This is a genomic window from Profundibacter sp., assembly GCF_056498605.1.
This window is the reverse complement of sequence record NZ_JBSMEZ010000057.1, coordinates 1-16,911: the sequence shown is the minus strand read 5'-3', so window position 1 is coordinate 16,911 and position 16,911 is coordinate 1. Positions and strand designations below refer to the sequence as shown.

Sequence of the window (16,911 nt, the reverse complement as noted above, 5' to 3'; positions counted from 1 at the left end):
CCTATTCCGGCGCCAGCATATATCCCGCCCCGCGCACGGTTTGCAGATAACGTGGCTGTTTCGGGTCTTCTTCGATCTTGCGCCGTAGCCGCGTGATCTGAACATCCACCGCGCGTTCTTGCGCTTGGCCGGTATCACGGCCCAGATCCTCGACCAGTTTGGCACGGCTCACAGGTTCATTCACACAACTTGAGAAAATCTTCATCAACGAGGATTCCGTCGCCGTCAGCCGAACCAGATCTTCGCCGCGCCACATCTCGCCGCGCTCCACGTTATAGCGCACAGGCCCAAGGTGCAGCACCTTCGGCCCCGCATTCAACGCCGTGTCTGCCGGAACCCGCCGCAGTATCGCGTTGATCCGCAGCAGCAACTCCTTTGGCTCGAACGGTTTGGCCAGATAATCATCTGCGCCAGCCTCAAGGCCCGAAATCCGGTCCTCGGTCTCGCCCTTGGCGGTCAACAGCAGGATCGGGGTACTGATCTTGTCGCTGCGCAAACTGCGGGTCAGGCTGATGCCGTCTTCGCCGGGCATCATCACGTCCATCACAATCATGTCAAATTCCAGCCCCGCCAAAACGCGCCTTGCGTGTTCCGCGTCACGCGCGGATGTCACCCAGAATCCCTGCCGGATCAGGAATTTTTGCAACAGCCCGCGAATCCGTTCATCATCATCTACGATCAGCAGGTGGGATTCTAGAAGTTCACTCATGTCTCTGCATCCTTCAACGCTTTGAAATACCGGCGCAATTCCGGCTCCATCATCGCCTCTAACACCTTGCGAAATCCTGTTACCGCCTCGGGGCCCACAACGCGATAAGCATCGCGCATCCGCTTGCGTTGTGCATCCGATAATTCACGCTCCAGTGTCGCACCCTCCTCAGTCAAAAACAAATGACGCTCGCGTTTGTCCCGTGTTCCCACGCGGCTCTCGACCAGACCGTCCTCGATCAAGGTGCGCAGCACGCGGTTCAATGATTGTTTGGTCACGCCCAGAATGCCCAGCAGATTGTTCACGGTGGTGCCGGGGCTGCGATGGATAAAATGCACCGCGCGGTGGTGCGCCCGCCCATAGGCATATTGGTCCAAAATCCGGTCAGGGTCCGCCGTAAAACCGCGATAGGCGAAAAACATCGCCTCGATCCCTTTGCGCAATTGTTCGTCCGTCAGGAACAACAGCGCCTCGCCCCCTGATCTTGCCTCCTGCCCCATTATTCCCCCGATCACATTTTCTAACTGTTTGGCTGATTTTACGTCAGTGTTGTTGACTTTCCAAGAATCAATTCGTAACAATCCACAGATTTTGCGCAATATTATGTCCTAATCGGCCCTATATTGCGCAACTTATGCAAAATATCAGTCGCGGAACGGCGATGATCAGAAAGGACAAGGCCATGACGGACGCATATGATAACCGCGACGGAACGATCTGGATGGACGGGATGATGGTGCGTTGGCGCGATGCCAAAGTCCATATCCTGACCCACGCCATGCACTATGCCTCATCTGTTTTCGAGGGCGAACGCGCCTATAACGGCAAGATTTTCAAAAGCCGCGAGCATTCCGAACGGCTGATCCGCTCTGCCAATCTGATCGACTTTGAAATCCCGTGGACGGTGGAGGAAATCGAAGGGGTCAAGCAGCAGGTTCTACGCGCCGCGCGCCTTAAGGACGGCTATGTTCGCGCCCTCGCATGGCGTGGCGCTGGCCAAGATATGGGTGTCGCATCAGCCCGCAATCCCGTCCATCTGGCCGTTGCCGCGTGGGAATGGGGTGCATATTATGGCGACGCCAAAACCAAGGGCGCAAAGCTGGATATTTCCAAATGGAAACGCCCATCGCCCGAAACCATCCCCTGCCAGGCCAAGGCCGCTGGCCTTTACATGATCTGCACCATGTCCAAACACACCGCCGAGGCAAAGGGCTGTTCTGACGCAATGATGTTCGACTACCGCGGCTATGTGGCCGAAGCGACCGGCGCCAACATCTTTTTCGTCAAAGACGGCGAGGTCCACACCCCGACGCCCGACTGTTTTCTGAACGGGATAACCCGCCAGACCGTGATCGGCCTGTTGCAAGACAAGGGCATCAAAGTGCACGAGCGCCACATCATGCCGGACGAATTGGAAGGCTTCGAGCAATGCTGGCTGACCGGCACCGCCGCCGAAGTCACCCCTGTGGGCCAGATCGGCGACTATAATTTCGAGGTCGGCGCCCTTGCACGCGACATCGCGGCGGATTACGAGAAACTGGTGCGGGAATAACCCCCGCCCCTATTCTTAGTCCCCAAAGTGAGGCCCGTAATGATACGGCACATTGTGTTTTTCAGCGCGAAAAACAAAGACGACATTGGGGATATTCTGGCAGGATTACGCATCCTCAAGGATATCCCCCACGCGTCAACGCTTGAAATTGAACCCAACATCCATTCCGACACGCTATCTGGCGAAGTTGACGTTGTGGTCTATGGCGAGTTCGCAGATCAGGGCGCGCTGGACGCCTACAAATCCCACCCGCTGTACCAGAAATCTATTGATCTGGTCCGCCCCTTGCGGGAATTGCGCATCGCCGCTGATTTTGTAGCACCGTTCACCAAATAAAAACCCCCACAACATAAGGTGGGGGCATTATGAAAATTAAAAACAGTTCGATCCTGATTGCAATTGTCCTTGTCGTGGCCCTGCCCGCGACCACGTCTGTCATTGCCTACCAAATCACCAGAAATCCGGCATTGCGCCCGCTTGCCCGCACCCTGAACGACGAAGCGATCTATAACGGTACCGCCATTTCCAACGAAATCGTTGCAATTATTCATTGGGGCACGGGGCGCGAGAAAAACTTTACCAAGCGGGATTTATCAAATGCAATTCATCAGGCTTTTGGGGCGCATGGTGTCGTGGTGCGGTTGGTTTTCAAGGATGTAGCGACGAATGACGCCGTTACAATTACCTATAAGGTAGGGCGAAACACACTGGGGCCAACCCGCATCAGCAAGGCGGCAGACAGCATTAACGGCGCTATCGCGGTTTACCGGATGTATCAGATGGCGGCAAAACCGCGAAGCTAAAGCCACATTGTTACTTTGGCTGTGCGACATTACGCATTGCGGCGCGCCCTTTGCCCAGCTGGCGCTCGCGCAGCACAATCGCTACGCCCGATAAAATAACCAGCGCGGCACCAGCCAGCATCATCCCTGTTGGCACTTCTTCAAAGACAAAATAGCCGATTATCAGCGCCCAGATCATCGACACATAGGTAAAGGGCGCCAAAGTGGACGCATCGGCAAACCTGTAACTGCTGGTCAACAAGACCTGCCCCAGACCACCAACAAAACCCATGCCGACCAGTAACGCCCACTCGGTGTCCGTCGGCCAAACCCAGCCAAACGGCGCTGATAACAGCGACAAGCTCAGCGATGTCATTGAGAAGTAAAACACAATCGCCGCTGTAGTTTCGACCGACGCCATGCGTTTGATAAATATCTGCGCAAAGGCGGCAAAAGAGGCTGATCCCAGTACCATCCCAGCCCCGATCATTTCACGCTGCCCCCCGCCTGCCAGCCCTTCTCCCAAACGTGGCCACAGGATGATCAACACCCCGACCAACCCCATCGCAACTGCCGCAATGCGCACCAGTCTGATTCGCTCTCCCAGCAAAATGGCTGCAAAGATGACGATCAGAATTGGCGTGACAAACCGCAGCGCTGTCACTTCGGGCAAGGGCAAGAATTTCAATCCGGCAAACCCCAACCCCATCGCCATCGTTCCCGCCACGCTGCGCATGATATGGCCGCGGTAATTATGCGTGCGTAATCCATGCGCTATATCCCCGCGCAACCACAGCCAGATAAAAACCACTGGTAACGCACAGGCGGACCGGAAAAATACCGCTTGGCCCGCAGGCACCCTGTCGGCGGCTTTGACTAATCCCGACTGTATCGAAAACACCGTGACCGCCAGCACGATCAGCAGTATGCCCCGTGCAGGTTTCATGGTGTTAACCGTGTGACGGCCCAGCGCGCCGCATCGGCCACCACCGCGTCCGCGTCCTCCACCAATCCAACGGCCACCTCGCGCAAAGTCCTATCGCCAGAATTGCCAATCGCATACAGCACGTTGCGCACAAACCGCCCGCGCTTGATCCGTTTGACCGGACTACCGGAAAACATCGCCCGAAATGCCGCATCATCCAGAACCGCCAGTTCTGCCAGCTTTGGCGCAACCAGATCGGCCCGCGCCACGTATCGCATCTCGCGGGCCTCGGCTGCAAATTTGTTCCACGGGCACACCGCCAGACAATCGTCGCAACCGTAAATCCGGTTGCCCAACAGCGGACGGAATTCCTCGTCCACCGGCCCGTCATGTTCAATCGTCAGATAGGAAATGCAGCGCCGCGCATCCAACTGATAAGGTGCTGGAAACGCATCCGTCGGGCAGACATCCAGACAGGCGGTGCAACTGCCGCAATTTTCCGGCTCGGCCCCGTCCACAGGCAATTCTATCGTGGTAAAAATCGAGCCCAGAAAAAACCAGCTGCCCAGATCACGCCCCACCAGATTGGTATGCTTGCCCTGCCATCCCAGCCCCGCCGCCTGCGCCAGCGGTTTTTCCATCACCGGGGCCGTATCAACGAACACCTTGATCTGCTCACCCGGTGCCTGCTCCAGTAACCAGCGCCCGACCCGCTTTAGCCGCTTTTTGACAATGTCATGGTAATCACGGTTCTGCGCATAAACCGAAATCGCACCGCGATCCGACATGCCGATCACCTCCATCGGATCGTGATCTGGCGTATAGGGTTCGGCCAGCATAATCACTGATTTCGCCTCGGGCCATAAATCCTGTGGGCTGCCGCGCCAGTTCATCCGCTCGGCCATCCAGCCCATCTGGCCATGTCGCCCTTTTTCAACATAGGTTTTCAAGCGCTCGGCGATTTGCGGCACATCCGAGGTGCGGCACACCCCCATGTTGGAAAACCCTTCCGCGTGGGCGAAATCAAACAGTCGCGCCTTTAGCGCAGCCGTCAAAAATCCAGATCCGTGTAATGCACCGGTGGTGGGAACCCTGAGACCTGATCCGCCAGAATCGAACGGAACGCCGGACGTGACTTGATCTTGGCATACCAGTCCTTGACGTTTTCATTACGGTTCCAATCCACATCCGAAATGTAATCCAGCGACGATAGATGCGCTGCCGCCGCGAAATCCGCCAGCGTCATCTGGTTGCCCGCCAGCCAACGCCGCTGATCCAGCAGCCAGCCCATATAATCCAGATGAAACTTGATCTTGCGCGCACCCGCTTTGATGTTCTTGCTATCCGGATACCCCAGTCCCATCACCTTCTTGTTGACCCGCTCATACAGCAGTTTTGATGTCACCTCTTGATGGAACTTGTCATCAAACCAGCTGACCAAACGGCGCACCTCAAAACGCTCTTTGGCATCTTTGGGCATCAGGGATGGTGTCGGATATACCTCTTCCAAGTATTCACAAATCGGCGCAGATTCGGCCATCGTCATCCCGTCCAGTTTCAAAACCGGCACTTTGCCTGCAGGGTTCCGGCGCATAAAATCGGCGTCCTGTTCCCAGTATTTTTCCTCGACCAGTTCAACCTCGATCTTCTTTTCCGCCAGCGACAGGCGCACCTTGCGGCAATAGGGGGACAACGGCACATGGAAAAGTCGGTTCATTGTAATACCACTCGGTTTTTTCTTTCTCTATTAGCCGCGATTGGTCGCAAATATCAATCCTCAAAGCACGCGGCCCGTCCATCCGCGCGGATGGTTGCCGCACCGCTGATGATCGCTTTGGTCCGCCTGCGCACCTGCGCCGACGGTTTTGAAGCCGACCGGCCCTTTGGATCAGGCAAGATCGCCGCCAGCCGCGCCGCTTGCAAGGCGGTCAGGTTTTCAGGGCCGACGCCAAAGTAATGCCGCGCGGCAGCCTCGACGCCAAACACCCCTTCGTCAAATTCGGCAACGTTCAAATAAACCTCTAAAATCCGGCGCTTAGACCAGAACGCCTCGACCAGCGGCGTCATCAATGCCTCCAGCGCCTTGCGGGTCCAACTGCGCCCTTGCCACAGGTAGGCATTCTTGACCACCTGCTGGCTGATCGTAGATGCGCCGCGCCCGCTGCCCTCATTCAAGGCGGCGCGAATGGCGACCATGTCAAAGCCCCAGTGATTGCAGAAATTTGCATCTTCTGCCGCAACGACGGACCGCGCCATAAATGGCGACACTTCTTCAATCGGGACCCACACGCGGTCCACCCCGTCCAACCGTCGGGCTTCCGACATGATGTAAGGCGTGGTTGGCGGGTTCACGACGGAATAGAAAAACACGGAAAATAGTACCAACACAACCACGGCCAACCCCCCCCGAAACACCCATTTCATCACCCAGCGCAACGGCCGGATGGATGCACGCAACTCTGGCACGACCTTCTTCGGCTTCTTCGATGCCGCGGGTTTCTTTTTCGTTGTTTTAGCCACACGAAACCATAGCCACGCCGCACAGGGGCAGGTCAACCCCCACGCACACGACTACCCTATTATTCAGCCGGAATTGCCGTCTCTTCAATCCCCAGCGAGTGCGAAATATTCGGCAGCATTTCCTTCGGGCAAACCTGTATGAAATTACCCCGCTCCTTATCCCAATACCGCAGGATTTCAGTCGCTTTCAGGCTGCCGGTCTCGGTCACATGGCGCTCGATCAGCCCTTTCAGCTCGGCCTCCCAATGATCCACAGTCACCGGACACGTCACCAGCGTTTCGTGGTTCATCAGGTCATGCGCCAACCCGTCAGGGTCATACAAATACGCCATCCCGCCAGACATGCCCGCGCCAAAGTTCGCACCGATCCGGCCCAGAATAACGGCCACACCGCCGGTCATGTATTCACATCCGCATGTGCCGCAACCCTCGACCACCACGGATGCGCCGGAATTGCGCACCGCAAACCGTTCACCCGCGCGGCCCGCCGCAAACAGATAGCCATCGGTTGCGCCGTACAAGACCGTGTTGCCGATGATGGTGTTTTCCGACGCCACCAGCGGGCTGACCATAGGCGGGCGCACCACAATCGTTGCCCCCGATAATCCCTTACCCACGTAATCATTGGCATCACCCGATACTTCCAGCTTCAGCCCCGGGGCCGCAAACGCGCCCAACGACTGACCTGCAGACCCCGTCAGTTTCACCGTCAAATGGTCCGGCTGCAACGAATTGCGCATCCCGAAATTCTGCACGATATGGCTGGAAACCCGCGTGCCGATGGTGCGATGCGTGTTCTGCACCGCATAATGCAGCTGCATCTTTTCACCGTCATTCAGAAACCGCGCCGCATCCTTGACGATCTCGGCATCCAGCGTATCCGGCACCTCGTTGCGCGGCTTGTCACGATCATATTTGATCGCCTCGCCCGCATCGACAGAAATCAGCAACGGGTTCAAATCCAGATCGTCCAGATGCGCCGACCCACGGCTGACCTGCGACAGCAAATCCGCCCGCCCGATCACCTCGTCCAGTGACCGCGCCCCGATACTGGCCAATATCTCGCGCACTTCTTGGGCGTAGAACGTGATCAGGTTCACCACCTTATCCGCCGTGCCGGTGAATTTCGCCCGCAACCGTTCGTCCTGCGTGCAAACCCCGACGGGGCAAGTGTTGCTCTGGCATTGGCGCACCATAATACAGCCCATCGAAATCAGCGCCGCGGTGCCGATGCCGTATTCCTCGGCCCCCATCATCGCCGCCATCACAATGTCGCGGCCGGTGCGCAGACCCCCATCGGTGCGCAGCGTCACCCGCTCGCGCAGGTTGTTCATCGCCAACACCTGATGCGCTTCGGTCAGGCCCATTTCCCACGGCAGGCCCGCATATTTAATGCTGGTCGCGGGGCTGGCGCCGGTGCCGCCGTTGTGGCCCGAAATCAGGATCACATCGGCCTTGGCCTTGACCACACCCGCCGCAATCGTGCCAACGCCGCTGGACGCCACCAGTTTCACCGTCACCTTGGCGCGCGGGTTGATCTGCTTCAGATCGTAAATCAGCTGGGCCAGATCCTCGATGCTATAAATATCGTGGTGCGGCGGTGGCGAAATCAACGTCACCCCGACCGTGGAATGGCGCAGCCGCGCAATCAGCTCGGTCACTTTCATTCCCGGCAGCTGCCCACCCTCACCGGGTTTGGCCCCTTGAGCAACCTTGATCTCAAGCTCTTCACACTGGTTCAGATACTCCGCCGTGACGCCAAAACGCCCCGACGCCACCTGCTTGATTTTCGCCGATGGATTGTCGCCGTTGGCCTCGGGTACGAAATGCGCGGGGTCTTCGCCACCCTCGCCACTGTCAGATTTCGCGCCAATCCGGTTCATCGCCACATTCAGCAGTTTATGCGCCTCGGGGCTAAGCGCGCCCAGTGACATGCCCGGTGTGACGAACCGTTTGCGAATGGCTGTAATGCTCTCGACCTCCTCAATCGGAATCGCATTGCCGATGGCCTTGAAATCCATCAAATCACGCAGATTGATCGGTGGATTTGATTGCATCGCCGTGGAATAACGCTTCCACAATTCATACGACGCCTGATCACAAGCCGATTGCATCAGATGCATATTATTGGCGGTCCACGCGTGGGTTTCACCCGTGCGCCGCGCTTTGTAAAAGCCGCCGATTGGCAGAACATCCTGCCCACCGCGCCAGCCCAGCGCATGCACCTTGTTCAACTTGCGCTGGATACCGTGCAGACCAATGCCCGAAATCCGGCTCATCATACCGGGGAAATATTCGGCAACCATCGCGCGCGACAGGCCCACCGCCTCAAAATTCAGACCACCGCGATAGGATGAAATCACACTGATCCCCATCTTCGCCATAATTTTCAGCAGCCCCGCGTCAATCGCCTGACGATACCGCGCCACAGCCGTTGTCAGGCTACAATCCAGCAATCCACGCGCGATCCGGTCGGCCAAACTGTCTTCGGCCAGATAGGCATTCACCACGGTCGCACCGCACCCAATCAGCACGGCAAAATAGTGCGGATCAATACACTCGGCGGACCGCACATTGATCGAACAAAAGGTGCGCAGACCTTTGCGCGTTAGCCACGAATGCACCGCAGAGGTTGCCAAAATCATCGGCATCGCCACGCGGTCCTCGTCTTGTTGTTCGTCGGTTAACACGATATGGCCCGCACCCGAACGCACCGCGTCCTCGACCTCGCTACAGATCCGCGCAAGGCCATCATTCAGCGCACCTTCGCCACCATCGGCATCATAAGTGCAATCGACTGCAGCGACAGAATCGCCCAGATGATCCAGCAAACCCGCGAATTGCGCATTGCCGACAAAGGGACTCTCCAGCACCAGGATTTCGGTCTGGCTGCTGCTTTCATCCAACACATTTTTCAGATTGCCGAACCGTGTTTTCAGGCTCATCACCCTGTATTCGCGCAAACTGTCAATCGGCGGGTTGGTCACCTGACTAAAGTTCTGCCGGAAAAAATGAGACAGCGGGCGATATTTTTCTGACAGCACAGCTGATGGCGTGTCATCGCCCATGCTGGCCAAAACCTCTTTGCCATCTTCGGCCATCGGCGCAAGAATCTGCTCCAGTTCCTCTATTGAGTAGCCCGCCGCGATCTGGCGCTTGCGCAGCTCGGCCCCCTCGAAAACCGGCGCCTCGCTCATGCCCGCCAGCGTGTCTTCCATATCTGTGATCCGGCCTACCCAGTCGTCAAACGGCTGGCTCGCGGCCAGCTTGTTCTTTAGCTCGGTGTCCTTGAACAGCTTGCCCTCTTTCATATCGACAGCAATCATTTGGCCCGGGCCAAGCGCCCCTTTGCGCACAACAGTCGCCTCATCCGTTGGCACCATGCCCGCCTCGGAACCGGCCATCACCAGCCCGTCACCGGTGACCACATAGCGCATCGGGCGCAAACCATTACGGTCCAGACCGGCGCAAACCCAGCGCCCGTCGGTCATCGCCAATGCGGCGGGGCCGTCCCACGGCTCCATCACCGAATTGCAATAACTATACATATCGCGCCAACTTTGCGGCAATTCGACCGCCTGTTTGCTCCAGCTTTCGGGCACCAGCATGGTCTTGGCCATCGGCGCATTACGCCCCGCACGCACCAGCACCTCGAACACCGAATCCAACGCCGCACTGTCGCTGGACCCATTGGAAATGATTGGCTTGATATCTTCGGCTAGGTCTCCAAACGCACCGGATGCCATGCGAATTTCATGGCTCTTCATCCAGTTCACATTGCCCTTCAGCGTGTTGATTTCGCCGTTATGCGCCAACATGCGGAACGGTTGCGCCAGCCACCACTGCGGGAACGTGTTGGTGGAGTAACGCTGATGATAAATCGCAAACGCACTCTCGAACCGTTCGTCCATCAGATCGGGGTAAAACTCGGCCACCTGCTCGGCCAGCATCATACCTTTGTAAATGATCGACCGGCACGAAAGCGAGCACAGATACAACCCATTAATCTGCGCCTCGGACGCAGCTTTTTCAATCCGGCGACGGATCACATACAGCTCGCGCTCGAATGTATCCTCGTCCACACCCTTGGAATTTGAAATCAGAATTTGCTCGATCTCGGGGCGGGTCGCGTCAGCCTTATCGCCCAGACAGCCCACAGAAACCGGAACCTGACGCCAGCCGTAAATGTAATACCCCATCCGCAAAACTTCGGTTTCAACGATGGTCCGGCAGGTTTCCTGCGCGCCAAAATCCTCGCGTGGCAGAAAAACCTGCCCCACGGCAATCAGCTCGTCAAACCGCGGCTCGTGACCGGTGCGCCGGATCTGATCATAGAAAAATCTGGCCGGAATTTGCAGTAAAATACCGGCCCCATCACCCGTCTTGCCATCCGCATCCACAGCCCCGCGATGCCACACCGCCTTTAGCGCGTTGATGCCGTTGTCCACCACCTTGCGACTGGCCACACCATCAATGGACACCACCAGACCGACCCCGCAAGAAGAATGCTCCTCATCCGCGGAATACATGCCGTTGTCTTCCAACCACGCCCGCTTTGCTTCTTCGCCTTTGGCCCATTCCGAATCATATTTGGTCATTTCGTCTCTCCGGTTTCCTCATAGCGATGCAATTCCCGACACCGCTGATATGCTTTCTCATTCCGCCACTCACCGCCTGCCTGCTTGGTCAAATCCCGAAGCTGGCGGGGGTGGTTAGACATGCAGGCGTCTATAATCGGCCCCAACAAATCCTGTTCTTTCAACGCTTTGGCGATATTGTGGTCCTGCGCTGGAAAAATATAATGCCGCAGGTTTTCCTGCACAGGAAACCGCGACCAGTGAATATGCTCTGCCTGCTCGCCACCATGAAACACGTAATGTTGCCCGTTATCCTGCGGCAAGTTCTCAACACAGGGCACATTGAATTTTTTCACCTTGTCACGGAAATGCCGCCAGCGGGTTTCCTCGGGCATGATCGCCTTATCAACCGAATACTGCGGCGTGAACGCGATGGTTACATCGGTTGGCAGCACCCGCGACAGATTCAGCGCCATAAACCCGCCCATGCTGCTGCCCATCGCAACCAACACTTTTGGCGTATGACGCGCCATCAATGTTTCCATCAACTCGACGATTTCGGTCTGCAACCCAGGCGCCGATAACCAGCTGCGCGTTTTATCCGAGATGAACAAAACCGAATGCGCCCCGCCCCCCGACGCCGCCTTCATAAATTCGAACGGCGGCATCTGGCCCCGCTTGGTGCCCACGCCCGAACAACACAACACCAACGTATCCGACTGCCCTTGATAATAGGAAAACCGGAACCGTTTATCGGTTTTTATAGGGGTCAGTTCCAGCATTAGCCGCGTGGCTCCAAAGGTGGCAACGCCGACATCATATCGTCACAGCCAAACTCTGGCCGATCCACCAGAAATCCGGCCTCGCCCGGCTCGATAAACAACACTGGCGTGTCGTCATATTGAAATGTCTCGCCACCTGCTGTTTCAGTTTCACGCCCCTGAAAAAACAGCCGAAACCGCTCGCTGACAAACTGGTTTCCTGTGGTGTGCACAACTGCACTGCCATTGTCCGACTGCACGGAAATCTCGAATTCAGTTACCAACAGCGGCTCACCATCTATAGTAACGCGCGTGCCGTTCAGGCGGTCAAATCCGGTGATCCGTTCCACCGCAATTTGCTTGCCAAACTGCTTCACAGATTGCCGGAAATCGAAATCATCACGCCGCGTCTCAAACAACTCTGTCATCGAATTGGCATCCGATTCCTCGGGGATCAACTCGCGCGAAATATCCACACCCTGCGGGAAGCTCTGCAACCAGCGAAACTCACGGTCCAGATATTGCAAAAAAGTCGGCCCCTCGTCATCAATCGACATGATCCAGTGGTTACCCTCGGGGTCTCCCTCACAGGTCCAGTAATGCGACACCTCGCAACTTTTCATCTGCACCGTTAGATATGCGGTGCACCCTTTGGGCGGGATGAATGTGCCGGCATGTGACGCGATTGGAGAAAAAACCAATGCGGTCAAAAAGTACAATATTTTCATTATGACGCTCCGAACATTGCCAAGGTAGCCGCCGTGTCCAGCCGCGTGCGCTCGCCTTCCAGCGCCACACAATCAGGTTTCACATCGACAAAAATCTCGCGGGCCATCTTCAGACCGGATGTGTCATCCAGCAGACCAATCGGCATATGATATTCACCGCTATGCGGCCCCTCGGCTGTCACCCGATACCAGATGCCGGATCCGCATTTTTTGCACCACGCCCGCTCGGCCCAGTCGGATGATTTATATCGGTCGATGTTTTCCTCGCCTTCAAACGTAACCGTATCCGCCGGAACCGTCAGACCCATCATGACTGATCCCGCCCAGCGCTGGCACATCTTGCAATGGCAGGTGCCGAACTCGGGGTTCAGATCGCGGATAGTAAAATGCACCGCACCGCATAAACATTTTCCTGTTCTGTCCATTTCACTCTCCGCTATTACGTCACCAATGATGACCTGTTATTTTTGCGCCTGTATCGCCGTATGTATAAAATCCATACGTTATCCATACGGTTTATGGGTCGCTATTTTTTACTCTGCAGCCACATCCGCCACGCTATTCAAATAACCCAGAATCGAGCCTGCAGCCCCGCGCCCATCGCTGATTGCCCACACCACCAGACTTGCCCCGCGCACGATGTCACCCACGGCGTAAACCCCATCAATCTCGGTTGCGTGGGTTTTGAAATCGGCTTTGATCGTGCCCCAGCGCGTTACTTCCAACGCATCCTCGTCCCATAATGTTGGCAGCTCTTCTGGCGAAAATCCTAGCGCCATAACCACCAGATCGGCAGGTTCGTTATAATCCGCACCCTCGATCACTTCGGGGCTTTGGCGACCTGTGGCATCAGGCGCCCCAAGGCGCATTTTCTGCACCTTCACAGCCTCAACCGGATCGCCGATAAATCCGTTTGGTGCGGTCTGCCAGATAAATTTAACGCCCTCTTCTTCGGCATTCTGCACCTCGCGCATACTGCCTGGCATGTTAGCCTTATCGCGCCGGTACAGGCACTTCACGCTGGTCGCCCCTTGGCGGATAGCGGTGCGCACACAGTCCATCGCGGTGTCGCCACCGCCAATCACTACCACCCGTTTTTCGGCTGCATTCAACGCGCCGCTCACGAATTGCGGCACCTCGTCACCAAAGCTGACTTTGTTGCTCGCTGTCAGGTAATCCAGCGCCTGAACCACGCCAGCCGCCCCGACACCCGGCGCTTGTAAATCCCTTGGTTTATAGACCCCTGTGGCGATCAACACCGCATCATGTTGTCCTGTAATGGCCTGAAAACTGATGTCATCCCCGACGTTGCAATTCAGCACAAACTGAACGCCGGCTTGCTCCAACTGCTCAATTCGGCGCATCACCACGGGTTTCTCCAGTTTGAAACTAGGGATGCCATAGGTCAGCAACCCGCCCGCCCGATCATAGCGGTCATAAACCGCCACTTGCACACCCGCGCGGCGCAGCACATCCGCCGCCGCCAGCCCGCCGGGGCCAGCCCCGATGATGCCCACCGACTCTGTGCGCTCTGTATGCGGCAGGTTCGGTGTGACCCAGCCGTTATCCCACGCCGTATCGGTGATGTATTTTTCAACCGCCCCGATGGTCACGGTTTCATGGCCGGAATTTTCAATCACGCAATTGCCTTCGCACAGACGGTCCTGCGGACAAATCCGGCCACATATTTCAGGGAATGTGTTGGTGGCCTGACTTAACTCATATGCCTCTTTCAGCCGCCCCTCGGCGGTCATTAGCAACCAATCGGGAATGTTGTTATGCAACGGACAATGGGTTTGGCAATACGGCACACCGCATTGGCTGCATCGGCTCGCCTGCTCCTCGGCTTTGGCGCGGGCGAACTCTGCGTAAATCTCGTGGAAATCCTGATTTCGTAGTATTGCTTCACGTTTCTCGGGCATATCCCGTTTCACATCCACAAACTTTAGCATAGGTTGTTTCGCCAAGGTCCCGACTCCGTCTTTTTAACCAGAACCAACCCAATAAACAGAGTTGCAGGAAAAGAAAAGTCACCAATCCTGACCTATTATAATATTTTCTGCTCTTTCGCGCAGAGGGTTTAGCCACAACTCGCAATAAAAGGTACGCCATACTTACCTTTTTTGATTTAGCCAATTAAAACAAGGCCAATAATCGCAGCGGTCCCGACAATAATCCGCCACCAACCAAACAGCGCATAGCCATTCTTGCTGACATACCCCAGCAGCCATTTGACCACCAAAACCGCAACAACAAAGGCCATAACAAAGCCGATGGCAATTTCATTCAACGCACCCGCATCCAAAACATCACGATTTTTATATAGATCATATGCAAAGGCCCCCGCCATTGTCGGCATCGACAAAAAGAATGAGAATTCAGCGGCAGCCCGTTTATCCGCCCCCATCAACAACGACCCAACGATGGTAGAACCTGATCGCGAAACCCCTGGAATCATTGCCAAAGTTTGCACAAATCCGATTACTAACGACATCTTCAGTGGAAACTGCATCGCATCATGGTAACGCGGTTTTAGCGGCAAACGGTCGACCCACAACAACACAAAGCCACCCAAGATAAGCATCACCGAAATCAGCATCGGTGATTCAAACAACACCTCTTTGATAAAATCATGCGCCAATACGCCAATCACCACAGCAGGCATAAATGCAATCAGGATCGAATAGATAAAGCGGCGCGATTGCGGGTCGTTTACCGTGCTGAAAACCGACCAAAGCTTGGCCGAATATATTGTCAGAATCGCCAGCACCGACCCCAGCTGTATCACCACCTCGAATGTCTTACCCGCCGATTCAAACCCTAAAAAATGCCCGGCCAACAGTAGATGGCCGGTTGATGAAACCGGTAGGAATTCGGTTAATCCCTCTAGTGCGCCCAGAAACAGGGATACCAGCGTGGTGCTGTCAGTCATTGCATTACCTTTGATCTATAACTCAGGTGTTCCGCAGCTTTTTGGCAGATTCCTTAATGGATGCAAATTCGCCAGACGGGCGAAACCGCCACAAATAATCCGGCGCCACAGCCTCGTATGGCGTGGGTTTAACCCCCAGATCGGCCAAGCCCCGCACGCCCTCAGATATTACATTATCATGGCGCAACATACGCACCTGATCACGGGTCAGAATATTGTTCGGGATCAGTCCCATCGACAGGGTCTGCATCATGTCAAACCCGAACCCCATGATCCGCCCGACAAAGAACGGCAGGTTTAGCACCAGACGGCGGCGCTGGATTTCACCCAGCATGAATTGAACCAACCCCTTCAAAGTTTCCACTTCGGGCCCACCCAGCTCGTAAACCCCTGTCGGGGCATCCCCCGTTAATGCCGCCTCGGCAGCCGCGGCAACATCATCAACATAAACCGGCTGAAATTTCGTATTCCCGCCCACCAGCGGCAGCACCATACTGAACGCAGTCATGCCCGCGAACTTGTTGAAAAACTTGTCCTCGACCCCGAAAACAACAGAGGGGCGTAATATAGTGACGCTCGGAAAATACGTCATCACACTTTCCTCGCCCAACCCTTTGGAGCGTGCATAGTCACTATCGCTCTCGGCATCCGCCCCAATCGCCGACAGATGCACCATGCGCTTTACACCTTCAACCGCTGCAAGGCGGGCAATACGCTCCGCCCCTTCATGTTGCACGGCATCAAATTTATTGCGCCCGCGGTTGTTCAGAATGCCCACGCAGTTCACCACAGCATCGGCTCCACGCAGCGCCGCTCGAACCGAAGCATCATCACGGATATTGCACAAAATCGGTTCGACCTGCCCGACTACACCAAATGGTTTCACAAACAACGCTTCATTCGGGCGACGGACCGCAACGCGTACGCGCCAACCGGCCTTTGCCATCCGCAATGCAATATAGCGCCCGACAAAACCGGAACCGCCGTAAATAGTGACAAGTTTGGACATAGGAAAGCCTCCGCTTAAACGTTGCATTCTCAATAGCTTTTTCATGGTCGGGGAACAAGTCACGATCACAGCTGACGGTTTTTGCACTAACACCCCGTTGACACCCCCCGAAAGTCGCTATAATCCGCCCTCTACGACACTTGATAATATGCCCAGGTGGCGGAATGGTAGACGCGCTAGCTTCAGGTGCTAGTATTCGCAAGGATGTGGAGGTTCGAGTCCTCTCCTGGGCACCAAAAAATCTTCTCATACATGCTCATATCTGCTCAAAACCGTTGATTTTCCAGCGGTTTTTCTATATCTATGTTTCCATAGCTGAACATACGATACCCCCATTTCTCAGCTAATTGGGGGTATCGGTGGGGGTAATACCCCCAAGTTAGGAAAGCGATACCCCCAAATGCAATTATCCGAAT

The 16,911-nt window shown here is 55.8% G+C and carries 16 protein-coding genes and 1 tRNA gene; 4 read left to right on the top strand and 13 right to left on the bottom strand.

Annotated elements, in window-relative coordinates; all coding sequences use genetic code 11:
* Window position 1: 1 nt before the first annotated feature.
* Window positions 2-709, bottom strand: coding sequence for a response regulator (locus ACWB12_RS05885; protein WP_479529131.1), 708 nt, complete (start codon window positions 707-709; stop codon window positions 2-4).
* A complete protein-coding gene (locus tag ACWB12_RS05880) occupies window positions 706-1,209 on the bottom strand; it encodes a MarR family winged helix-turn-helix transcriptional regulator (protein ID WP_479529130.1) in 504 nt (167 codons plus the stop codon). Before ACWB12_RS05880 ends, ACWB12_RS05885 begins: the two co-directional genes overlap by 4 nt.
* 182 nt (window positions 1,210-1,391) lie before the next feature.
* Here ACWB12_RS05880 and ACWB12_RS05875 point away from each other — a divergent pair, with 182 nt between their 5' ends.
* From ACWB12_RS05875 to ACWB12_RS05865, 3 genes are read left to right on the top strand one after another with little or no spacing between them, the layout of a single operon-like run.
* On the top strand, window positions 1,392-2,261 hold the full coding sequence (locus ACWB12_RS05875) for a branched-chain amino acid aminotransferase (RefSeq protein WP_479529129.1): 870 nt from the start codon (window positions 1,392-1,394) through the stop codon (window positions 2,259-2,261).
* Between the two features lie 39 nt (window positions 2,262-2,300).
* Window positions 2,301-2,597 (top strand): Dabb family protein, encoded by a 297-nt coding sequence (locus ACWB12_RS05870; protein WP_479529128.1) that lies wholly within the window; start codon window positions 2,301-2,303, stop codon window positions 2,595-2,597.
* Between the two features lie 29 nt (window positions 2,598-2,626).
* A complete protein-coding gene (locus ACWB12_RS05865; RefSeq protein ID WP_479529127.1) occupies window positions 2,627-3,064 on the top strand; it encodes a hypothetical protein in 438 nt (145 codons plus the stop codon).
* Window positions 3,065-3,074: 10 nt separating this feature from the next.
* On the opposite strand, the gene ACWB12_RS05860 is transcribed toward ACWB12_RS05865, so the two are convergent.
* From ACWB12_RS05860 to ACWB12_RS05810, 11 genes are all read right to left on the bottom strand, one after another.
* Window positions 3,075-3,989, bottom strand: a complete 915-nt coding sequence (locus tag ACWB12_RS05860) for a DMT family transporter (RefSeq protein WP_479529126.1) — start codon at window positions 3,987-3,989, stop codon at window positions 3,075-3,077.
* A complete protein-coding gene (gene queG, locus ACWB12_RS05855; protein ID WP_479529132.1) occupies window positions 3,986-4,963 on the bottom strand; it encodes a tRNA epoxyqueuosine(34) reductase QueG in 978 nt (325 codons plus the stop codon). Before queG ends, ACWB12_RS05860 begins: the two co-directional genes overlap by 4 nt.
* A gap of 56 nt (window positions 4,964-5,019) precedes the next feature.
* Entirely contained in the window at window positions 5,020-5,685 is a 666-nt protein-coding gene (fzlA, locus tag ACWB12_RS05850) for an FtsZ-binding protein FzlA (RefSeq protein ID WP_479529125.1), read from the bottom strand.
* Window positions 5,686-5,738: 53 nt separating this feature from the next.
* A complete protein-coding gene (gene mtgA, locus ACWB12_RS05845) occupies window positions 5,739-6,488 on the bottom strand; it encodes a monofunctional biosynthetic peptidoglycan transglycosylase (RefSeq protein ID WP_479529124.1) in 750 nt (249 codons plus the stop codon).
* Between the two features lie 59 nt (window positions 6,489-6,547).
* Complete coding sequence (gene gltB / locus ACWB12_RS05840; RefSeq protein ID WP_479529123.1) at window positions 6,548-11,086, bottom strand: glutamate synthase large subunit; 4,539 nt, start codon at window positions 11,084-11,086, stop codon at window positions 6,548-6,550.
* Window positions 11,083-11,847: a hypothetical protein gene (locus tag ACWB12_RS05835; protein ID WP_479529122.1), complete on the bottom strand. Its 765-nt coding sequence runs from the start codon at window positions 11,845-11,847 to the stop codon at window positions 11,083-11,085. The genes gltB and ACWB12_RS05835 overlap by 4 nt, the downstream gene beginning before the upstream one ends.
* Entirely contained in the window at window positions 11,847-12,554 is a 708-nt protein-coding gene (locus tag ACWB12_RS05830; protein WP_479529121.1) for a hypothetical protein, read from the bottom strand. The genes ACWB12_RS05835 and ACWB12_RS05830 overlap by 1 nt, the downstream gene beginning before the upstream one ends.
* Entirely contained in the window at window positions 12,554-12,979 is a 426-nt protein-coding gene (locus ACWB12_RS05825) for a GFA family protein (protein ID WP_479529120.1), read from the bottom strand. The genes ACWB12_RS05830 and ACWB12_RS05825 overlap by 1 nt, the downstream gene beginning before the upstream one ends.
* A gap of 108 nt (window positions 12,980-13,087) precedes the next feature.
* Window positions 13,088-14,521, bottom strand: coding sequence for an NAD(P)-dependent oxidoreductase (locus ACWB12_RS05820; protein WP_479529119.1), 1,434 nt, complete (start codon window positions 14,519-14,521; stop codon window positions 13,088-13,090).
* 161 nt (window positions 14,522-14,682) lie between these two features.
* Window positions 14,683-15,486 carry an undecaprenyl-diphosphate phosphatase gene (locus ACWB12_RS05815; protein ID WP_479529118.1) on the bottom strand — a complete coding sequence of 268 codons (804 nt, stop codon included), beginning with the start codon at window positions 15,484-15,486 and terminating at the stop codon, window positions 14,683-14,685.
* A 22-nt stretch (window positions 15,487-15,508) separates the two neighbouring features.
* A complete protein-coding gene (locus ACWB12_RS05810; RefSeq protein WP_479529117.1) occupies window positions 15,509-16,495 on the bottom strand; it encodes a complex I NDUFA9 subunit family protein in 987 nt (328 codons plus the stop codon).
* A 150-nt stretch (window positions 16,496-16,645) separates the two neighbouring features.
* On the opposite strand from ACWB12_RS05810, the gene ACWB12_RS05805 reads away from it, so the two are divergent.
* Window positions 16,646-16,731, top strand: a tRNA-Leu gene (locus tag ACWB12_RS05805).
* Window positions 16,732-16,911: the final 180 nt, after the last annotated feature.